The following is a 20,722-nucleotide window of genomic DNA, read 5'->3' as shown; positions in this document are numbered from 1 at the left end:
TTATTAATTATTTTAACACTATACTTTTAATTGCTTCTTCTTTTAGTTCTTCATTCAAACGATTAATGATTTTTTCTTTCGACATACTCAATTCATTGCGCAAAGCTGCCGACTCAAGCTTTATGTATAGTATTTTATTATTAAGTTGCAATTCTATAGTTCGTGTCGAAACTGTTTTTCCCATTACTTTTTCCCATGAATCACGAAGTTGTATTTCAAAAATTTTATGTTTAATTTTAAACTCTCTCAACATGTTCTCAATTGCTTCCTTCAATGTAAATTCATTTGAGCTTCGCATAATAATTTATGTTTATAACTACTTAAAAATTATTAATTTTACAAAGAAAAAAGGCAAAGTTAGTAATTAAATTATTTCATATTGAAAAATGTTTTATTAAAACTAACATACATAATGAATTATATTTTGGTGGGCTTTGGTGATTTTGTGTTTTGGTGGCAAAAAAATAATCTGTCCTAACCGGAAATTAAACAAGAATACTTAACTCAAATTTCAATATTTATAAATCCCGTTTCGCACTTTTTAAAAAATGGAACAATCTAATAATAAAATTCAAGCAATTTTTCCAACTGCATTTCTTCCGCCGGTTCAGTATTTTCGGCTCATGGCAAAACACCAAACCATTTTTATAGAAAAACACGAAACCTTTCCCAAGCAAACTATTCGCAATCGTTATTATATTTATACATCAAACGGAATGTTACTTTTGAGTGTTCCTTTGAAGGAAAGAAAAAATAATTCACAAACAAAAGATATAAAAATTTCTTATGACACAAATTGGATTAAAACTCATTTGAAAACAATAGAATCAGCTTATAATAATTCCCCTTTTTATGAATTTTACAGTGATAAATTAATTTCAATTTATAGCTTAAAACAACCTTTTCTTCTCGATTTCAATAACACTCTCGTGAATTGGCTTACGGGAATATTAGAAATACAGGTTGAAATAAAACATACGGATTTATTTGAAAAAAAATATGCAAACGAAACCGCCGATTACAGGAATTCATTCAATCCTAAGGATAAAACTTTTTTTTCTTTAAAAAATATTTCCGATAAAAACTACAAGCAGGTTTTTGATGAGAAGTATGATTTTATTCCGAACTTAAGTATTATTGACCTTATATTTAATGTGGGACCTGATGCAAAAAAAATTATTTAGTAGTAAAATCAATAATTATAGCAACAGATGTAAATCCAATTATACCTCCTATCAGTGAGCTTTTAATTTTTTTATATCTTGCTTTTGTCTGATATCCCTCTATAAAAAACTCATTATTTACCAATTTCTTATTCGGATTTGATTCGTATGATTTTGTTTGAATTGCGCCAAATACAATAGGAGTGAGAGCAACCATAGGCACACCATAAAATTTAAGAACATACGCACTAAGTCCTCCAACGGCAAATGATAATACAAAAGAGGAAAATAATTTGCATTCTTTTGCAGCATATTGTTCACCTTTGATAAAAATGAGCATTTGTTCTTTTGTTAAATAAAAACCATTCGTCGTATCCTTATCATATATTATTTTTTTCTTTCCGAGAGAATCAGTAATAGAATATACCTTTTCCTTATTAATTTGTTTTATTTTTTCATTCTTATGCAATTTATGATATACCACGCTTGTTTCATTTACATAAGCTGCTTTGCACTGAATTTGTTTTCCGTTTAAAAGCAAAATAGTATCCTGCGAAAATGTTCGCTGAATAAAAAATAAAGAGATAAAAAATAAAATTATTTTAAAATTAATTTTCATTTTTATAAATTTTGAAACAAACATACATAAAATTCTCACGCACTTACAATGTAATTTTCAACTAACAATTAACAATAATTTATCAATCATACATATTTCTTTTTTTCCAGAATATTATAAGTAAATATCCGAACAACATTCCTCCGAGGTGTGCAAAGTGAGCGACATTGTCGCCAGATATTTTTGAAAATCCCGAAAATAGTTCTATTGCTCCGTATATAATTACAAAGTATTTTGCTTTTATAGGCAGCAAAAAATAAATAAAAATAAGAGAATTCGGAAACATCATGCCAAATGCAAGCAGCAATCCGAACAAAGCTCCCGAAGCACCCACCACAACAGGTGCATTCAAAAATTCGGTTTTATATTCCGACATAAAGTTAACAGCCGACTGTAATGCAGCAGTTTTATTGCCTTCACTCAGAAGCAAATTATATTTTGCAATAAATTCGTTTGTAGTTCCCGCAATGTTTTCTGAAGAAATATGAAAGTTTGATGAAGCCATGAAACTTTTCAGACTATCATTTGTCGGATTATTTAGAAAATCATTTATTGCCATTAATGTCGGATGCATTTCAAAATAAACGACAACATAATGTGTAAAAGCAGCACCAAGACCGGTTACAATATAAAATGTAAGGAAACGTCTTGTTCCCCAAACGTTTTCAATTGCACTCCCGAACATCCATACAGCAAACATGTTGTAAAAAATATGCATAAAACTACCGTGCATGAACATATATGTTATAAGCTGATATGGATGAAATTTTTCGGAACTAAAATAATGAAGCCCAAGTTTGTCAATCAGGTCAATGTTCATCTTTTCCATGCTGATTGTAGCAATAAAGAAAATAGCATTAATGATAAGTAAATTCTTTACAACCGGCGGAAGTATTCTGAATTGTTGTGGTCGATAATAGTCCATTTTAAATTTATTTTTTTATAAATTTATTATCTATTTCTTCAATATTAATTATTGTCGCAGTTATTTTTCCCGAAGGTGAGTAACCCGAAATTTCGCATGAAAACAACTGCTCTATCAACCCCAGCATTTCATCCTGCGAAAGGGATTTACCATATTTCACCGAAGCTTTTCTTGCGAGTGATGCAGCCAGATTTTCATATTTTTCGGCATAAACCGATGAATTTATTTTATACTGCCCTATTATTTCCTCAAAAAGCTTTTCGATATCATCGTTTAGAACTTCAACTGGAACACCGTAAACAATTAATGAATTTTTTCCGAAATCGCCGATTTCAAAACCTAAGTTTTGAAGGTCTTCTTTTAATATTGATACAATTTCAAAATCAGCAGATGATAATTCAATTGTTTTAGGAAAAAGCAATTGCTGTGAGTTTGTTGCATGATTTTTAAATGAATTCAGAAATTTTTCATAAAGTATTCTTTCATGTGCAGCTTGCTGGTCAATAACCATGAGTCCTGACTTTACATGCGCCAGAATATATTTATTATGAAGTTGAAAAATATTTTTATCGGTAACTTCAGGAATATTAAAATTGTTTCCAGTACTTATTGACTGCTGTGCAGTTTCGGTTTTCTCTTTAGTTTCGGTTTTCTCTTTAGTTTCGGTTGCTACCCGATACAGCTTTTCCCAGTTTTTAAGATTTTGTTTTTCCTGATAAAACGATTTCTCAGCATTAATTTCCTCATTCTTTTGAGCAGTTTTCTTTTCAGTAATAAAAGGATTGTAACCAGTATTTATGTTTATTCCGGGGTTAACAATAGGGGTATTAGCAGGAATATGTGGAATTGCAGAAATATTTTCCGCCTGAAAATCAAGCATTGGTGCGAGATGAAATTTTCCTATCACCTGTTTTACCGCCGACAACATTAGTGAATACATTATTTTTTCATCTTCAAATTTTATTTCTGTTTTTGTGGGATGAATGTTTACATCAATAATTTTAGGGTTTACAACAATGTTTAAAAAGTAAGATGGAAATTTATCTGTTGAAATTAAATCCAGAAACGATTTTTGAACAGCATGATGCAAGTAAGGATGTTTAACAAATCTATTGTTAACAAAAAAATATTGTTCTCCTCTTTTAGCTTTTGCAAATTCGGGTTTACCAATAAATCCGTAGATTTTTGCAATTGATGTTTCTTCCTCAAGTGGCAATATGCGGTTATTACAGCCCGAACCGAAGATGGAAACAATTCTTTGTTTGAAATTATTTTTTTCGAGATGAAAAATCTCTTTGTTGTTCGAATGTAATGTAAAAGAAATATTATAGTTTATTAAAGCTACTCTCTGAAATTCTTCAATTATATGCGACAATTCTATTGTATCGTTCTTCAGAAATTTTCTTCTTGCGGGTGTATTATAAAAAAGATTTTTTATAGCAATTGACGTTCCGTTGTTACAACTGCAATTTTCCTGTTTCATAACTTCAGAACCCTCAATAATAATAAAGGTTCCCAAATCATCATCAATTCTTTTTGTTTTCAATTCGACTTGAGAAATTGCAGCAATTGAAGGAAGTGCTTCTCCTCTGAAACCCATTGTGCGAACTTCGAATATGTCATCTGCCGTTTTTATTTTTGAAGTTGCATGTCGTTCAAAACACATCCTCGCATCAGTTCCGGACATTCCGCAACCATTGTCAATCACCTGTATTAATGTTTTGCCTGCGTCTTTAATAATTACTTTTATTTCGGTTGCGCCCGCATCAATAGCGTTTTCAAGCAACTCCTTAACAGCAGAAGATGGACGTTGAATAACTTCACCTGCGGCAATCTGGTTGGCAACAGAATCGGGCAATAAATGAATAATATCGGACAATTGATTAAAATTTAAATTTCCACAAAGATAATTAAAAAGTTAAAAGTTGATGAAGTAAAGTTTTAATTATATTTTTTTAATTTTGAAAAATAAATTAGTCACAGATTCAGATTAAAAAAGACGTGAGAAGTATGAAGTACGAAAATTTAACAATTTAGCAATTCAACAATTTAACAACAAACTGTGATTTAAAGATAAAAATTTAATTACATACAATATTTATTATAAATCTTAAATCAATAAACCTATGTTCAACAATACTTATTTAAACATAATCATCAGTTCCTCTGCGGTGTACTTGTTTATTACAATTGCCATAAGAATTTTAGGAAAAAAAGAATTAGCTCAACTTTCTGTTGTTGACCTTATTTTTATTTTATTAATAAGCAATGCAGTTCAAAATGCAATGGTAGGTTCCGATTCTTCATTACTTGGTGGATTGGTGGCTGCAACAACTCTGTTCCTTCTCAACTATTTGTTCAAGTATTTATTATTCCGCTCAAAATATTTTACCGGATTAATAGAAGGCGAACCGGTAATACTTGTTTCTAACGGAAAAGTCCATGATAAGAATTTAAGAAAAGAAAAAATATCGGTAAATGAATTACTTGAAGTGGTTCGCGAACACGGTGTGATGCACATCAGCGATGTTAATCTTGCCATTCTGGAAGTTGACGGAAATATAAGTGTTTTATCAAATGACTACAAACACCGAACTGTCAGCAGTGTGACATCAAGAAGAAAACATACCAAGAGAGGTTCTTCTTTATTTTATTAATTATATTCAACTGAATATTAGATTTTATTATAGAACAAAATCTTATTCTATATAAGGTCTATTATATGACAATATTATTAACTTTGCTGCAAATTAAAATTAAGATGTCAGAAAGATTTAATAAAATAAAAGAAGCAATTGAAGATATAAAAGCGGGAAAAATTATTATCGTTGTTGATGATGAAAGTCGCGAGAATGAAGGTGATTTTGTTGTAGCCGCAGAAAAAACAACAACAGAAACCGTAAATTTTATGGCGAAATACGGAAGAGGTTTAATATGCGCCGCCATCACAGAAGAAAGATGCCATGAACTGAATCTCGAATTAATGGTCAGCAAAAATACCTCGAGCCACGAAACTTCTTTCACTGTTTCTGTTGATTTGTTGGGACATGGCTGCACAACCGGAATATCTGCAAGCGACAGAGCAAAAACCATTCGTGCATTAGCCAATACTAAAATAAAGCCCGAAGATTTGGGACGACCCGGTCATATTTTTCCATTGAGAGCAAAGGAAGGCGGTGTTTTACGACGGGCTGGACATACCGAAGCAACAGTTGACCTTGCAAAACTTGCCGGCTTACAACCCACAGGTGCACTTGTGGAAATAATGAACGACGATGGTTCTATGGCTCGTTTACCCGAATTACTTGAAATCGCAAAAAAATTCAATCTTAAAATAATTTCCATTGAAGACCTTATTGCATACAGAATAAAAAACGAAAGTTTGATAGAAAGAGTTGTAAATGTTAAATTACCTACACAATGGGGAGAATTCAACTTATTTGCTTATAAGCAAATAACAAATAATCTGGAACATCTGGCGCTTGTGAAAGGTTCTTGGGAAAAGAATGAATCTGTTCTTGTGAGAGTTCATTCCTCATGTGTTACAGGAGATATTTTCGGTTCATATAAATGCGATTGCGGACCACAGCTTCATTCTGCAATGCAAATGATAGAAGATGTGGGAAAGGGAGTTGTTTTATACATGAACCAGGAAGGAAGAGGAATTGGCTTGCTGAACAAGTTAAAAGCATATCATTTACAGGAACTCGGCAAAGACACCGTTGAGGCAAATCTCGAACTCGGATTCAAAGCCGATGAAAGAGATTATGGTATAGGAGCACAAATATTAAGAGATTTAGGTGCTACAAAAATCAAGCTCATTACAAATAATCCCACTAAAAGGGCAGGATTAACAGGTTATGGCATTGAAATAGTTGAAAATATTAATATTGAAATTCCACCCAATAAATACAATATGTTTTACCTTGAAACCAAGAAAAATAAAATGGGACATGACCTTAATTTAAAATAAATCATTTTCGTAATTTTGTAAAAAACAAATACAATGGTATTATTTCAACAAAACACACCGCGGTGGTTAATTTTTCTTGTAGATATTTTTATATGCTTCTTGTCGGTAATTGTAGCTTATGAATTAAGATTCAATTTTGTTCTTCCCGAAAATGAAATTGCACGAATTCCGAAAGGTATTGCTGTTGTCCTTTTTGTGAGAGGCATTAGTTTTATTATAGGAAAAACTTATGCCGGAATAATAAAATATACAAGTTCAAAAGATGCCGAACGTATTTTTATTGTTTTGGTATGCGGAAGTTTAACATTTGTTTTATTGAATTTTTTGAAATTTTATTTTGTAAACCATGCTTATGTACTTCCTTTTTCAATAGTAATTATTGATTTTCTATTCACAATTCTTGCAATGACGGGAATACGACTATTTGTAAAGTCGCTGTTTTGGGAAATTACAAATCCTTCAAAAGACAAAAAAAACGTAATAATCATAGGTGCAGGAGAACACGGATTGATAACCAAAAGGTCGCTCGACAGAGATGCAGGCACAAAATATAAAGTTATTGCTTTTATTGATGTTGATAAAAATAAAATCGGAAAAAAAGTTGAAGGCATTAATATATATGGACAAAACGAAATTGACACATTGCTTGAAAACAACGAAATTGAAAATATAATTCTTTCCGTAAAAAATATTTCACCTGACAGTAAAAACGAAATTATTGAAAAAGCATTACAATATAACATAAGAGTATTGAGTGTTCCGCCTGTTGAGCGATGGATAAACGGAGAACTGAGTTTCAAACAAATAAAAAAGATAAAAATCGAAGAACTTTTAGAAAGAGATGTGATAATACTCGATAAAACAAGCATCAGCAAGCAAACCTTAAACAAAACCATTTTGATAACCGGTGCTGCTGGTTCGATTGGAAGCGGACTTGTAAAGCAACTCGTAGAATACTCTCCAAAAAAGATGCTTCTTATTGACCAGGCAGAAACACCTTTGTACGAACTCGAACTCGAAGTAAAAGAAAATTTAAGATTCAATAATGCTGAATTTATTTTGTGCGATATAAGAAATCATGAACGCGTTAAAAATATTTTCCAAACTTATAAACCTGAAATAGTTTATCATTCTGCAGCATACAAGCATGTTCCCATGATGGAAAATAATCCGGTTGAGTCTGTTAACACAAATGTGAACGGAACAAAAATTCTTGCCGATTTGTCTATAGAATACGGAACAGATAAATTCATAATGATTTCAACAGATAAAGCTGTAAATCCGACAGGAATTATGGGTGCTTCAAAACGAATTGCTGAAATTTACACACAATCCCTCAACGGAAAATCAAAAACAAAATTTATAACCACACGATTCGGAAATGTTCTCGAATCAAATGGTTCGGTAATTGAAAGATTCAGAAAACAAATTGAAAAAGGCGGACCTATTACCGTTACACATCCTGAAATTACAAGATTTTTTATGACGATACCTGAAGCATGTCAGCTTGTTCTTGAAGCGGGAGCAATGGGAAAAGGCGGAGAAATATTTATTTTCGATATGGGCAAGTCCATTAAGATTACCGACCTTGCAAAGAAGATGATTAAACTTTCGCGATTAACACTCGGTAAAGACATTCATTTAATTTACACAGGATTGCGCCCCGGCGAAAAACTTTATGAGGAATTACTTAATGATGAAGAAAACACAACGCATACACATCATCCCAAAATAATGATTGCGAAAGTCAGAGAATACAACAATGATTTTGTTAATAAAAAAATAAATGAACTTGGAGAATCAGCGAAAATTCAGGATAACAATGCAATTGTCAGAAAAATGAAAGAAATTGTTCCCGAATTTAAAAGTCAGAATTCCATTTATCAGGAATTTGATTCACCTTCCCTATAACTACAAAAAATTATTAAAGAATTTCTAAAATGCAGAATTATTGTCGGGTTCTTGAAGATGTTTTTTATTTAACTCTTGGTAAAACCCTACTAATTTTTCAATAATCATATCGTTATTGTACTTTTCAACAATCAGTTGCCTCGCATTATTTCCGATTTTTTTGCAGTAATCCTTGTCTTCGATACATTTACCGATTGCTAAAAGAAATTCTTCGGGTGTATCGGCAATGAGAATATTTTCACCATTGGTACAATCAATACCTTCAGCTCCTATAGTTGTTGAAATAATTGTTTTACCGAGTGCCATTCCTTCAATAATTTTCACACGCATTCCGCTTCCCGAAAGCAATGGAACAACCATTATACTTTTAGATAGCATAAAATCCTTTGCACTTTCAACTTCACCAACAAAAGTAACATTCGGAACATTTATATTTTTCAGCCACATCGGAGCTTTCTTTCCAGCAAGATAAAATTTTAATTGCGGATACCTTTTTAATACCGATTGCCATACATTATTTACAAACCATTTAACCGCTTCCTGATTTGGCATCCAATTCATGCTCCCGATATGAAATAATGAAGGAAACTCCTCCCCCTTATTTTGAATATCATAATTCTCAATATTTATGCCAATAGGAATATTGGTAACCGGTATTCTGCATCCAAGTTTTTTAATTGTTTCCACATCTATCCCTGATATTGCTGCAATGCCGTCATATCTATCAAGCATTGTCATTTCGTATTTTTTTAATCTTTTAAACAAAATATCAAGATAAAATTTCTTTAGCGGATTTTTACAGCTTTGTGATAATCTTTGCCATATAAGAAATTCGATGTTATGTTCACGCATTACAACTTTTGCATTTGAATATTTACGAATCGTTTCAAGATACGGCGCAATAAAAATACTCTCTATCTGAACAACATCATAAATTTCCGATTTAAGTACTTCTATGAGTTTTTTTTCAAAAGTTTCATCGTAAAATCTTATTATATTGTATGATTTATTTGAGAATAAATTCAAAAAAGCATAGATAAATTTCACATCAGTATCAACAAATACCGATTCTATATTGGTTTTTTTTCTGTAATCTTCGGGAATATTTGCCAGCTCAATAAAATGTTTGGGAGTATTTATAGCCAATAGCTTAACCTTATTGTTTCTTTTAATCAAGCCATCGGTGATAAGATTTATGGCTATGCTGCTCCCTTCATTAAAAGGATATGGAATTTTATTGCAAATCTGGAGAATTTTCATTTATTATTTGTTAAATTTTCTCATTCCAAAAATTTTTCTTAAAAACATTGAATATGCTTCCCTATTAAATATTGAAGAGTCCGTTGTAGCTTTCATAGTTAGCAAAATACCAACAGGAAATAAAATCATTGATGCCATCCACATTCCTGAAAATACCGAAATAGCACCTTCCTTAACCATTTCTTCTCCTGTTTTTGATAAAACATGAAATATAACGAAAAAAACAATTGAAACAACAACAGGCATTCCGAAGCCACCCTTCCTGATTATTGCTCCAAGGGGAGCTCCTATGAAAAACAAAATCAAACAGGCAAACGACAAAGTAAATTTTCTGTGCCATTCGATTTTATTGCGTGCAAGAATTTTTTTTCTGGTTTGCTGGTCTTCTTTGTAATAAAAAACCGATTCTTTTGTGCCTCTCATAAAATTTACGGATGCTTCTAATATCTTGTTTCTATCTTCCTTTCTGAAAATTGAAATTATATTATCATTTTTATAATCTATATTTTTGGCAATGGTATCTTTATTTTTATCATTATACTTTTTACTTAAATAATAAAATTTCTGAAAAAGGTCAAAAGTATATTTTTTTTGTGCAGAATCTTTCTGTTTTGACAATGAATCAATCTCTCGTCGCAATTGCTTTATATTAAGCATTTGGTAATTATCTTTAAACAAACCTTCGTCAGTTCTTGTCATTGAAAAAGAAGACAAATCGAAACGTATGTTTTGCTCAGAAAATTTTATTCTCTGAAAAGGATACGTATAAGATTTATCATTTGAGGGATTTTGTTTCTCATTATAATTATAACCGCTGAACAATTTTAACAAAAGAAACTTTTTATCTTTTGTCATATACATTTTCCCGCTATCGGCAGATGTAAGGCAATAGCCGCCCATGTTTCCTGTATGGTCGTATATCATTATGTTGCGAACAGTTTGACCATCGGATTCTTTTTTTGCTACTTTTATCACATAACCTTCAATTTCGTTATAAAAAATTCCTTCTCTTATATTGAATGCCGGCTTTTGTTCCCTGATATCGAACAGCAATGAACCGAATTTCAGATTTGCCACAGGTAAAATATAATTGGAAAAATAAAAAGCAACAAAGCACATTGCTATTGTGAGAATAACAAGCGGTCTCATTGTTTTCTGTAATGAAATCCCGGCGGCTTTTATAGCAACAAGCTCATTGTTTTCGGCAAGATTACCGAATGTCATTATTGATGAAAGCAAAATTGCAAGCGGTAATGCCAGCGGAACGAAAGTTGCCGAAGCATAAACGAGCAGTTTTGCGAGAGTAATCCATTCAAGCCCCTTCCCTACCATGTCGTCAACGTATTTCCATAAAAATTGCATCAGCAATACGAATATTGCAATAAAAAATGTTGCAATAAAAGGGCTTACATAAGATTTTAAAACAAGAATATTAAGCTTTTTCACAAATATTCTATTTCACATTAGTACTATCTTTTTTAAAACTATTTAATACTTCTTCAGGACTTTTGCCAAGTACCGATAAAGCATCTTTTGCTACCTGTACATTTTTGTCATTGGGATATTTTGTGATAAATTCATGGTATAGTATTCCGGCAGTTTTCGTATTATTCAATTGCGTATCATATAATATCGCTTTTTGCAATAATGCGTCAGCAACTCTTGCACTATTAGGATATTTTTTGCAAACTTCATCTAAAAATCCTATTGCATCCTGTGAATTTCCGATTGTCATCGAAACCACAGCTAACCCGAACAAATATTTCGGCGACAATGAATCATCGGGAAAGCGCCTGCAATAATCTTTACAGGCAACAATGTAATCATTAACCAATTGCTTGTCATTTTTAATATCGCTTGTTTTAATTTTATCCTCAAGGATTTTTATTTCATTTATTTTTTTCTGTTTTGAGGGTCCGCAGCCGGCAATTATTATTGCTGCTATTGCAATTACTGATATTATTTTTTTTGTTTCCATCTTATTTTACTTTGCTGAAAATTTCATTTTATAATCAACCTCAACATTTCCCTTACTTATATCACTAAGTTTTCTTTTCAGAAGTCGTCTTTTCAGGGGACTTAAATGGTCAACGAATAATTTTCCTATGATATGGTCATATTCATGTTGAATAATTCTTGCTGTAATTCCGTCATAATATTCTTCATGAAAATTAAAATTCTCATCGTAATAATTAATTTTTATTTCTGGCAAGCGAGATACATCTTCACGAAGTTTGGGAAAACTGAGACATCCTTCATTGAAAAGCCATTTTGTACCTTTTTCTTCAACGATTTTTGCATTAATAAAAACTTTTTTAAAATCCTTAAGCTTTGGTTCATCTTTGCTGTATGGATTTCCGTCAATAACAAAAAGCCGCAGAGAAAAACCAATCTGTGGAGCAGCAAGCCCCACACCATTTCCCGCATACATTGTTTCAAATAAATCCTCAATAAGCTTTTGCAAATCCTTGTAATCTTTTTCGATACTCTTTGCTTCTGCTCTTAAAATATTATTTCCGAAAGATAAAATAGGATAAATCATTTTGTTTTTAATTCCAGGTAAGTTTGTAATATTAATGTGGCACTTATTTTATCAGTAAGTAATTTATTCTGCCTTGATTTTTTATTAACGCCGCTGTCAAGAATTGTTTTTGCTGCAATTTTCGATGTAAATCTTTCATCAACCCTTTTAACAGGTATTTCCGGAAATTCCCTTGCCAATATTTTTAGAAATACTTTAATATAATTTTCTGCTTCCGACGGTTCATTGCTGAAACGTTTGGGTTCGCCGACAACAAAACATTCAACATTTTCTTTTTTCGTATAATCTTTTAAAAAAGTTAAAACATCTTTCGCATGAACTGTGGCGAGAGAAGTAGCAATAATTTGCAAAGGGTCGGATACTGCTATTCCAACTCTTTTTGTTCCATAATCTATTGCTAATACTCTTGACATTTTGCAAATATATATAAAAATTGTATTTAGAAACAAACAAAAGAGCCGACTATCAAATCGGCTCTCATTTGTGTTTATTTTAAAACTTTTACGGCAAAATCACTTCGTATATCTTTCCGCTTATTGTAACGGTAAGTTTACCATCACAGGTGCCATCACCGAAATCAACTGTTCTGTCAACACCATCCGCAGGTGTAAGAACTATTGTTCCACTTTCAATCCATTTACATGCACGCGCAATTCTTAACGCTTTTGTTATTCTGGCAGAAAAATTATTTCCATTAACATTTGTGCCATTTCCGCTTCCCGTAAGCAAAATAATGTCATCGGCAATAAAAGGCCAATGTGTGCTTTCACCCTCAATCCACTCAATATCCTGAGTTGATTGCCATGTTATAACTTGCTTATTTGATGAAGTTAATTTTCCATTTGCAACTACAACATGCCATACCATATTATGTGTTCCATTTGTTGTTCCCACATGTCCCATATTAGTAATGGTTTTTGTACCTTCAACTAAAATACCATTGTGATAATAGTTTTGCGGAGTTATTGTAACTATTGTACCCACTGAATCATATTTGCCAGTGATAACAGCAATGATTTTACCACTTCTGAAAACACCATCATTTCCAAGACAGCCATTATGAAAATCAATTGTTAAAGTTGCAGGATTGGTTGGAGTTGGATGAAAGCTTGATAAGGTTATTGTTGCACAAATGCTTGTGTCGGCTCTGCTTCCGCGAACAGCCGTATCTCTCTGTTTTATGCCATTATCAACTTCTTTAAAAATACCGTCAAATGCATTTTGCGCAGTTGATTGGTCAAGGGCGGATTGTGTGTCTTTGTCTTCTTTGTCTTTTTTGCATGATGTGTATGTAATTGCTATTGCAAACAATGCAATAGAAAATGATAAGTAAATTAATTTTTTCATAATCATAATTTTTTAGTTATTATTTTGTTTTTCTATATTAATTATACACTAACCTTTTATTTTACCATGAGCTGAGTCAGTTATTTTTTTACAAATATAATAAAAGAATATTGAATTTTATTCTTTTCATCGGGTAAAAAATCAGTTTTTGAAGAAATTTCCCACTTGTTCATGTCAATTTCGGGAAAAAAGACATCGCCTCCAAAATTTTCATAAACTTTCGTAAAATATATTTTATCAGCTATATCAATTGATTGGCGATATATTTCTGCTCCTCCTACAATAAAAACTTCAGTATCATTACTTGCAATTCCAAGAGCTTCTTCTAATGAATTTGCAGTAATACAGCCGTCCACTTTATAATCTTTTTGTTTTGTAATTATTACTGAAGTTCTGCCTGGCAATGGTTTTCCAATAGATTCAAAAGTTTTTCTTCCCATAATAATATGATGCCCCATTGTAATTTTTTTAAAATTAACAAGGTCGGCGGGCAAATGCCATATCAGTTTGTTATCTTTTCCGATTACATTATTTTCGGCAACAGCAACAATTATTGAAATCACAGTCATTTTTTTCTGAAATGAATCGGTTCTTTTATTTGTTTTAATCTTGCTTAAAAATCTATTGTTAAATTGTTTAATTGTTGGTGAAATAAGAAGCAGAAAGGAAATAAATACAGCTCACTAATTTCATACAACAATTTAGCAATTAAACAATTTATCGGTTTCAATAAAAATCAATTAATTTAATCAATCAAACCATTAAATATGTATATATTTGCCAAAAATACATTAAAATGATTAAAGTTCAAAATATTCATAAGCATTATGAAAATCTTGAAGTCCTTAAAGGAATAAATCTTGAAATAAAAAAAGGAGAAGTGGTTTCTATTGTAGGAGCTTCGGGTGCAGGAAAAACAACTTTGTTAAATATTATCGGAACGCTTGATAAATGCGATTCGGGAATTGTTGAAATTGACAACATTCAGGTTAATAAACTAAATGATAAAAAACTATCGGAGTTCAGAAATAAAAATATAGGTTTTGTTTTTCAGTTTCATCATCTTCTACCTGAATTTACAGCACTTGAAAATATTATGATTCCGGCTTTTATACGCAATACAAACAAAAAAGAAGCAGAAGAAAAAGCCAGAAAACTGCTTGAGTTCCTGAACATCGGTAATAAAACAGAAAACAAACCATCGCAACTTTCGGGCGGCGAACAGCAGAGAGTTGCTGTTGCCAGAGCTTTGATGAATAATCCACGTATAGTATTGGCAGATGAGCCTTCCGGCAATCTCGATTCGACAAATGCAAAAGAATTACATTCATTATTTTTCAAACTCAGAGAACAATACGAGCAAACTTTTTTAATAGCCACCCACAATAGTGACTTTGCCGATATGGCTGACAGAAAGCTCACAATGAAAGATGGAATGATTCTGTGAAAATTGTTTGTGATTTAAAATGTTTGTTGTTTGTAGTTATAAAAAAATAATGTTAAATATGTTTTCTTTTGTTGAAATTACGAACAACAACAAACCACAAACTGCCAACAACAAGCTATAAGTTACAAGTATATTCTACTACTAAAAAAATGCACAGCAATTATTTTTAATAATTTTCTTAACTTTTTTTAACATTAAATTTACTGTTTATTAGTAACTTTGCAGTGAATTTTTAAATTATTAAATTAATGAAAGCAGCAAACACAATTCTAGTACCAATCGACTTTAATGAACAGTCGTTAATTGCACTTGGTCAGGCATGCCATATTGCACGCAAAATGAGACTTGACATAACATTACTTTACGTTATGGAAGAATCCGGAATTTTCGCCCAGATATTTACAGAAGACCAGAGCGAAAAAATGAAAGAAAAAGTTCTCGAACGCCTTGACAAGCTCGCAGATGAAACTTTCAAAAAAGAAAGAATAACAGTAAAAACAATGTTCGCTCATGGCAGAATTTATTCAAAAATCATTGAAACTTCCGAATTAATAAATGCTAAATTTATAATACTGGGAACTAGAAGTGAGGTTGAGGAAGGCAAAAAAGCTTCAGGAGCAAATTCATCACGCGTAATACGTTATGCAAAGTGCCCGGTGATTTCAATCAACGGAAAAAATCATTACAACGGATGCAGAAGTATTTTGCTTCCTCTTGATTTAACCAAACAAACAAGACAAAAAGTAACTAAGGCAATAGAAATCGCAAAATATTTCGGCTCTACAATTAAAGTTATGTCGGCACTGATGACCGGACAGGATTATGTTATTAAAAAACTTAAAGGACAAATTTATCAGGTAAAAGATATTATTGAAGAAAAAAATATAAAGTGCACTGCCGAAATAGTAACAACAACAAAAAAAGAAAAAACACTCGCACAGGCAATTTTAAATTATGCAAAAAAACAAAAGGATATAGACCTTATTATTCTTATGACTCAGCAGGAAGTTAACTGGGTTGAATTTTTTGTTGGCTCCACTACAAGTGAAGTTATACGAACTACGGATATTCCGGTAATGACCATCACGCCTTCACATTTCGATGGCACAAGAGAAATTCTGGCTTATTAAGAATTCAGGGCAGAAGTAATAATGTATGCGGAAATAATTTCAATCGGCGATGAACTCTTAATCGGGCAAATTGTAAATACCAATTCTTCATGGCTTGCAGAACAACTTAATCTTGCGGGAATAAAAATCGCACAAATTACTGTTGTTGCCGATATTCCAAAAAATATTATTAACGCCCTTGATGACGCATGTAAAAGAGCCGACCTTATTTTAATTACAGGCGGCTTGGGTCCTACAAAAGACGATTATACAAAACAAACCCTCTGCAAATACTTCAATACAAAACTTGTTTTGAATAAAGATGTTTGTAAAGATATTGAAGGATTCTTTGCTAAAAGAGGCATTGGACTAACCGAGTTAAACAAAAAGCAGGCAGAAGTTCCTGAAAGCTGCAAAATATTCAGGAATAAAACTGGTACTGCACCCGGAATGTGGTTCGAAAAAGATAGAAAAGTTTTTGTTTCAATGCCCGGTGTGCCTTTTGAAATGAAAGAAATGATGCAACAATATGTTCTTAATGAAATAAAAAATCATTTCAAAATACAGGCAATATTTCACAAAACTATATTAACTCAAGGCAAAGGAGAATCCTTTCTTTCCGACATTCTTGAAAAATGGGAATTAAATCTCCCTGATTTTATTAAACTCGCTTATCTCCCATCACCGGGAATAGTACGATTACGGCTTTCCGCTTATGGAGATAAAAAAGATAAACTTGTTAATGAAGTTGAAAAGCAAATTAAGAAACTTAAAAATATTATTCCTGAATTCATTTTCGGATATGATAATGAAACACTCGAGGAAATTGTAGGCAAACTTCTGAAATCGAAAAACAAAACATTAGCAATTGGCGAAAGTTGCACTGGCGGCTATATTTCACATAAAATAACAAGTATTCCCGGAAGTTCTTACTATTTCAAAGGTGCTATAATTTGTTATTCAAATGATGTGAAAATAAATGAGCTTGGTGTTTCGCCCAAAAGCATTGAAAAATACGAAGCAGTGAGCGAAGAAGTTGTTATTGAAATGGCAAAAGGTGTTAAAGAAAAATTTAAAACCGATTATGCTGTTGCCTCATCAGGAATTGCGGGTTCCACAGGTGGAACAAATGAAAAACCTGTAGGTACAACTTGGCTCGCAATTGCCACACCGCACAAAGTTACAGCACAAAAGTTTTTATTCGGCGATAACAGAGAAAGAAATATTCAAAGAGCTGCAATTACGGCACTCAATATGCTGCGGAAAGAAATTTTGAAAAACATTTGATATTTCTCAAAAATTTTATGTAAATTTGCAACTCTTTAAAATTTAAAAAAATTAAACGATGTCAAGAATTTGCCAATTAACAGGAAAGAAAGCCATAAGCGGGCATAAAGTTTCGCATTCAAACAAGAAAACAAACCGAAAATTCAATCCGAATTTACAGGACAAGAAATTTTTTATACCTGAAGAAAACAAATGGATAACTCTTAAAGTTTCCACCGAAGGCATAAGAAATATAAATAAAAATGGCATTTCTGCCTGCCTTAAAAAAGCACGTGAAAAAGGTTTTACAAAAAAGTAAATCAAAATATTAAAATATATAAAAATAAAGGAGGGATTTTTCTCTCCTTTTTTGTTATACAAACAGTATTTCTATTTATTATTTTGGGACAAATTCATTAAATCAAAGAAATTTATTTAACTTTATACCATTGTAAAATAAAAATAATGAAACTCACAAAAAATATAATCATATTGCTTCTTATGCTATTTGTATTTAGTTGCATGAAAGACGACAAGTTAGCTTTTTACCAATCGCAGTATACAGGAAATCAACTGCGAATTGACGGATTTTACTACCAGAAATCCGACAGCATTTATTATTCAGTTCTTTGCTTTTACAGAAACGGAGTTTTGCTGTATATTGGCAATAGATACACACCAAGCCAATTAGCCGATTTAAAAAACAGAATTATTGATGGCAGTTTTTACAGTAGCATCAGAGACAAAAAAGACAGCTGGGGGGCGTTCAAAATTACGAACAGCGGCATTGATTTTCAGAAATGGGAATCTGCTTCAAAAAAGCACTATATCGCCAACGATTACTCAGGCGAAATTATTAACGATTCTACATTTAGAATTACTCGTTATATGAGAGTCAATAAAACAAATGTAACCCAAGCAGATGAGCTTTATATTTTCATGAAGTTCAGCCCCAAACCCGACAGCACTAATAGCTTTGTGAATTAGAAAAAAGAATAATTGCAAAGAAAAATTCAACGAAACTTTGCGTCTTAGCGCCTTAGCGGTAAAAAAAATTATTTCATTTCGAGAAGCACTTTAGCATTTTCAATAGCAGCGGTAGTGAGTTCTTTGCCACTGAGCATTTTTGCTATTTCTTCAATTCTTTGTTTTTCGTTTAATTTTTTGATTTGCGTTTTTGTGGTATTGCCGGCAGTTTCCTTGTAAACTATGTAATGAACATTTGCCTTGCTTGCTATTTGCGGTAAATGAGTAATACTAATTACCTGCATTGCAGAAGTCATTTTTTTCATAATTGCACCAACCTTGTCGGCAATGTTGCCGGAAACACCCTGGTCAACTTCATCAAAAATTATTGTCGGAAGTAAAGTTCTCTGTGAAATAAGTGATTTAATGGCAAGCATTAACCTTGACATTTCACCGCCTGAAGCCACTTTCGACAATTCTTTAGGTTCGCTGCCCTTGTTTGCAGAAAACAAAAAGTTAATTCTATCAATTCCGTTTTCATTGAATTCTTCCGAAATTAAATTTTTAACTTCAATAGCTGCATCGGGCATTCCGAGCATTGATAAAATTGCTTCAAGCTGGTTTTGAATTTTTGAAAATGATGAATTTCTTTTATCGGAAATTATTTTAGCCGATTGTAGCAATTCATTTTTCTGCAAATTTATTTTTTCTTCAAGTTTTCTGATTTCATCTTCGAGGGAAGTAACATGCAGAAGCTTATCATTTAATAATTCTTTAATATTAAGCAATTCCTCAATATTCTGAACTTTGTGTTTTTGCTGTAAATGATAAATAATATCGAGTCGTTGCGATATTTCATTTGTTCTTTCGGGATTAGATATAACTTTACTCTCAATGCTTTCAATATCTCTCGATAACTCTTTCAACTCAATATTAACGTTATTAAATCTTTCATGTATTTCATTTACTTCGGGAAAATATTTAACTGTTTGAGTGAGCAGTTCTCGTATTTCGGCAATTTTTATCAAAACATTATTCTCCGAATCATTCAGTATTAGTGAAGCTTTCGAAAGGTTCGACTTTATTTCTTCCGAATGAGTTAATGCTTCAAGTTCCTTTTCGAGTTCTTCCTGTTCGCGTAATTTAAGGTTTGCCGATTCAAGTTCGTTAAATAAAAACTGATTGTAATCCAAATCGGTTTTTGCCTGTTTTTCTTTTTCAACCGATTCATTAAATTGCTGCAAAAGCTGTTTATATTGCCTGTATTTATGTTTGTAATTATTTATAATTGCATTATTTTTTACAAAACTGTCAATAAAATCAAGCTGAAACTGCGAATCGGTAATTGTTAAAGTTTCGTGCTGCGAATGAATGTCGATAAGATGTTGAGTTAAATCTTTAATCTGAGCAAGAGAAACGGGAGTATCATTTATAAAAGCCCTTGACTTTCCGGCAGGATTCACTTCCCTGCGTATTACCGTCAAATCATCGTAATCAAGATTGTTTTGTTCGAAAAAATCTTTTACCGGATAATCTTTAATTTTAAAAGTTCCTTCTATAATACATTTTTTATTTTTATCCTGCAATGCCTGTATGTCGGCTCTTTGTCCGAGAATTAATGATAAGGCACCAATTAATATTGATTTGCCGGCACCTGTTTCGCCTGTAATAATAGTCAATCCTTCTGAAAAATCTATATCCAATTTATCAATCAGGGCATAATTCTCAACGGAAAGGTGATTTAACATTGGTGTTTATTTTATATTATTTATCAAATGCAAGACGCACATTATTTACCCGATGTAATAGCCCTGTACTTTCCGGAATTTCCGGGGTCAACGTCACTTAGTATTTTTGCTATCTGTGTTTTTTCCATCGGTGGTGCTTGTGTGAAAATGTTAACAAGCTCATCGCATTTTGCAGTAAAGAAAAGCTGCAGAATGTACAAATTTGGCTTTTCCCTGTTAAGTTTTTGCAGTAATTCCATGCAACTACTAATTGTTTGCCGCGCATTATCAGTTTTTTCACTCATTACATCCATTCCAAGTCTATGATATTTGTACATGTTTTCTCTGAATGCCTTATAATTCTGGTTGGTAAGATTTTCAAGGATCCAATATCTGTTTTTTGTACTTTCGAATGACTTCCACCCTTTATCCTGAGTGCTTTGAGTTAAGTTAATTATTGCTTGTGC

Annotated in this window: 22 protein-coding genes; 9 read left to right on the top strand and 13 right to left on the bottom strand. The window is 32.1% G+C overall.

The window, feature by feature from the left end; genetic code table 11:
* Positions 1 to 7 precede the first annotated feature (7 nt).
* Positions 8 to 298 (bottom strand): DUF721 domain-containing protein, encoded by a 291-nt coding sequence (locus WC223_10190; protein MFA6924609.1) that lies wholly within the window; start codon positions 296 to 298, stop codon positions 8 to 10.
* A gap of 250 nt (positions 299 to 548) precedes the next feature.
* Here WC223_10190 and WC223_10185 point away from each other — a divergent pair, with 250 nt between their 5' ends.
* A complete protein-coding gene (locus WC223_10185; protein MFA6924608.1) occupies positions 549 to 1,184 on the top strand; it encodes a WbqC family protein in 636 nt (211 codons plus the stop codon).
* On the opposite strand, the gene WC223_10180 is transcribed toward WC223_10185, so the two are convergent.
* The 3 genes from WC223_10180 to mutL all read right to left on the bottom strand — a co-directional run bounded on the left by WC223_10180 (position 1,177) and on the right by mutL (position 4,586).
* The gene (locus WC223_10180; GenBank protein ID MFA6924607.1) at positions 1,177 to 1,782 is read right to left on the bottom strand and encodes a hypothetical protein; all 606 of its coding nucleotides are present in this window, start codon (positions 1,780 to 1,782) and stop codon (positions 1,177 to 1,179) included. The genes WC223_10185 and WC223_10180 overlap by 8 nt on opposite strands.
* Positions 1,783 to 1,864: 82 nt before the next feature.
* The gene (locus tag WC223_10175) at positions 1,865 to 2,707 is read right to left on the bottom strand and encodes a rhomboid family intramembrane serine protease (GenBank protein MFA6924606.1); all 843 of its coding nucleotides are present in this window, start codon (positions 2,705 to 2,707) and stop codon (positions 1,865 to 1,867) included.
* Between the two features lie 7 nt (positions 2,708 to 2,714).
* Positions 2,715 to 4,586, bottom strand: coding sequence for a DNA mismatch repair endonuclease MutL (mutL, locus tag WC223_10170; protein MFA6924605.1), 1,872 nt, complete (start codon positions 4,584 to 4,586; stop codon positions 2,715 to 2,717).
* 247 nt (positions 4,587 to 4,833) lie between these two features.
* On the opposite strand from mutL, the gene WC223_10165 reads away from it, so the two are divergent.
* From WC223_10165 to WC223_10155, 3 genes are all read left to right on the top strand, one after another.
* Positions 4,834 to 5,364, top strand: a complete 531-nt coding sequence (locus WC223_10165; GenBank protein MFA6924604.1) for a YetF domain-containing protein — start codon at positions 4,834 to 4,836, stop codon at positions 5,362 to 5,364.
* A 104-nt stretch (positions 5,365 to 5,468) separates the two neighbouring features.
* Positions 5,469 to 6,680 (top strand): bifunctional 3,4-dihydroxy-2-butanone-4-phosphate synthase/GTP cyclohydrolase II, encoded by a 1,212-nt coding sequence (locus WC223_10160; protein MFA6924603.1) that lies wholly within the window; start codon positions 5,469 to 5,471, stop codon positions 6,678 to 6,680.
* Positions 6,681 to 6,713: 33 nt separating this feature from the next.
* On the top strand, positions 6,714 to 8,591 hold the full coding sequence (locus tag WC223_10155; protein MFA6924602.1) for a nucleoside-diphosphate sugar epimerase/dehydratase: 1,878 nt from the start codon (positions 6,714 to 6,716) through the stop codon (positions 8,589 to 8,591).
* 24 nt (positions 8,592 to 8,615) lie between these two features.
* Here the strand turns inward: WC223_10155 and WC223_10150 are convergent, their stop codons facing one another.
* The 7 genes from WC223_10150 to WC223_10120 form a co-directional block, all read right to left on the bottom strand.
* A complete protein-coding gene (locus WC223_10150; protein ID MFA6924601.1) occupies positions 8,616 to 9,851 on the bottom strand; it encodes a glycosyltransferase family 4 protein in 1,236 nt (411 codons plus the stop codon).
* 3 nt (positions 9,852 to 9,854) lie between these two features.
* Positions 9,855 to 11,297, bottom strand: coding sequence for an LptF/LptG family permease (locus WC223_10145; GenBank protein MFA6924600.1), 1,443 nt, complete (start codon positions 11,295 to 11,297; stop codon positions 9,855 to 9,857).
* A gap of 7 nt (positions 11,298 to 11,304) precedes the next feature.
* On the bottom strand, positions 11,305 to 11,829 hold the full coding sequence (locus WC223_10140) for a tetratricopeptide repeat protein (GenBank protein MFA6924599.1): 525 nt from the start codon (positions 11,827 to 11,829) through the stop codon (positions 11,305 to 11,307).
* A 6-nt stretch (positions 11,830 to 11,835) separates the two neighbouring features.
* Positions 11,836 to 12,393, bottom strand: coding sequence for a peptide deformylase (def, locus tag WC223_10135; GenBank protein ID MFA6924598.1), 558 nt, complete (start codon positions 12,391 to 12,393; stop codon positions 11,836 to 11,838).
* A complete protein-coding gene (gene ruvX / locus WC223_10130) occupies positions 12,390 to 12,806 on the bottom strand; it encodes a Holliday junction resolvase RuvX (protein MFA6924597.1) in 417 nt (138 codons plus the stop codon). Before ruvX ends, def begins: the two co-directional genes overlap by 4 nt.
* A gap of 88 nt (positions 12,807 to 12,894) precedes the next feature.
* Positions 12,895 to 13,740: a hypothetical protein gene (locus WC223_10125; protein MFA6924596.1), complete on the bottom strand. Its 846-nt coding sequence runs from the start codon at positions 13,738 to 13,740 to the stop codon at positions 12,895 to 12,897.
* Positions 13,741 to 13,820: 80 nt separating this feature from the next.
* Positions 13,821 to 14,309 (bottom strand): dihydrofolate reductase, encoded by a 489-nt coding sequence (locus tag WC223_10120; protein MFA6924595.1) that lies wholly within the window; start codon positions 14,307 to 14,309, stop codon positions 13,821 to 13,823.
* A 227-nt stretch (positions 14,310 to 14,536) separates the two neighbouring features.
* On the opposite strand from WC223_10120, the gene WC223_10115 reads away from it, so the two are divergent.
* The 5 genes from WC223_10115 to WC223_10095 all read left to right on the top strand — a co-directional run bounded on the left by WC223_10115 (position 14,537) and on the right by WC223_10095 (position 18,549).
* Positions 14,537 to 15,187: an ABC transporter ATP-binding protein gene (locus tag WC223_10115; protein MFA6924594.1), complete on the top strand. Its 651-nt coding sequence runs from the start codon at positions 14,537 to 14,539 to the stop codon at positions 15,185 to 15,187.
* Between the two features lie 248 nt (positions 15,188 to 15,435).
* Positions 15,436 to 16,317, top strand: coding sequence for a universal stress protein (locus tag WC223_10110; GenBank protein ID MFA6924593.1), 882 nt, complete (start codon positions 15,436 to 15,438; stop codon positions 16,315 to 16,317).
* A gap of 21 nt (positions 16,318 to 16,338) precedes the next feature.
* Positions 16,339 to 17,583, top strand: coding sequence for a competence/damage-inducible protein A (locus WC223_10105; GenBank protein MFA6924592.1), 1,245 nt, complete (start codon positions 16,339 to 16,341; stop codon positions 17,581 to 17,583).
* A 58-nt stretch (positions 17,584 to 17,641) separates the two neighbouring features.
* Positions 17,642 to 17,881, top strand: a complete 240-nt coding sequence (gene rpmB / locus WC223_10100) for a 50S ribosomal protein L28 (GenBank protein ID MFA6924591.1) — start codon at positions 17,642 to 17,644, stop codon at positions 17,879 to 17,881.
* Between the two features lie 146 nt (positions 17,882 to 18,027).
* Positions 18,028 to 18,549, top strand: coding sequence for a hypothetical protein (locus WC223_10095; protein MFA6924590.1), 522 nt, complete (start codon positions 18,028 to 18,030; stop codon positions 18,547 to 18,549).
* A gap of 68 nt (positions 18,550 to 18,617) precedes the next feature.
* On the opposite strand, the gene recN is transcribed toward WC223_10095, so the two are convergent.
* Both recN and WC223_10085 read right to left on the bottom strand, forming a co-directional pair.
* Complete coding sequence (recN, locus tag WC223_10090) at positions 18,618 to 20,276, bottom strand: DNA repair protein RecN (protein ID MFA6924589.1); 1,659 nt, start codon at positions 20,274 to 20,276, stop codon at positions 18,618 to 18,620.
* Between the two features lie 41 nt (positions 20,277 to 20,317).
* Positions 20,318 to 20,722: DUF4835 family protein (locus WC223_10085; protein MFA6924588.1), on the bottom strand; the 405-nt coding region annotated here is incomplete at its 5' end.

It is taken from the genome of Bacteroidales bacterium, assembly GCA_041671145.1.
In the GTDB taxonomy this organism is placed as follows: domain Bacteria; phylum Bacteroidota; class Bacteroidia; order Bacteroidales; family JAHJDW01; genus JAQUPB01.
The sequence above is the reverse complement of the archived record's forward strand: the minus strand, read 5'-3'. Positions and strand labels throughout refer to the sequence as shown.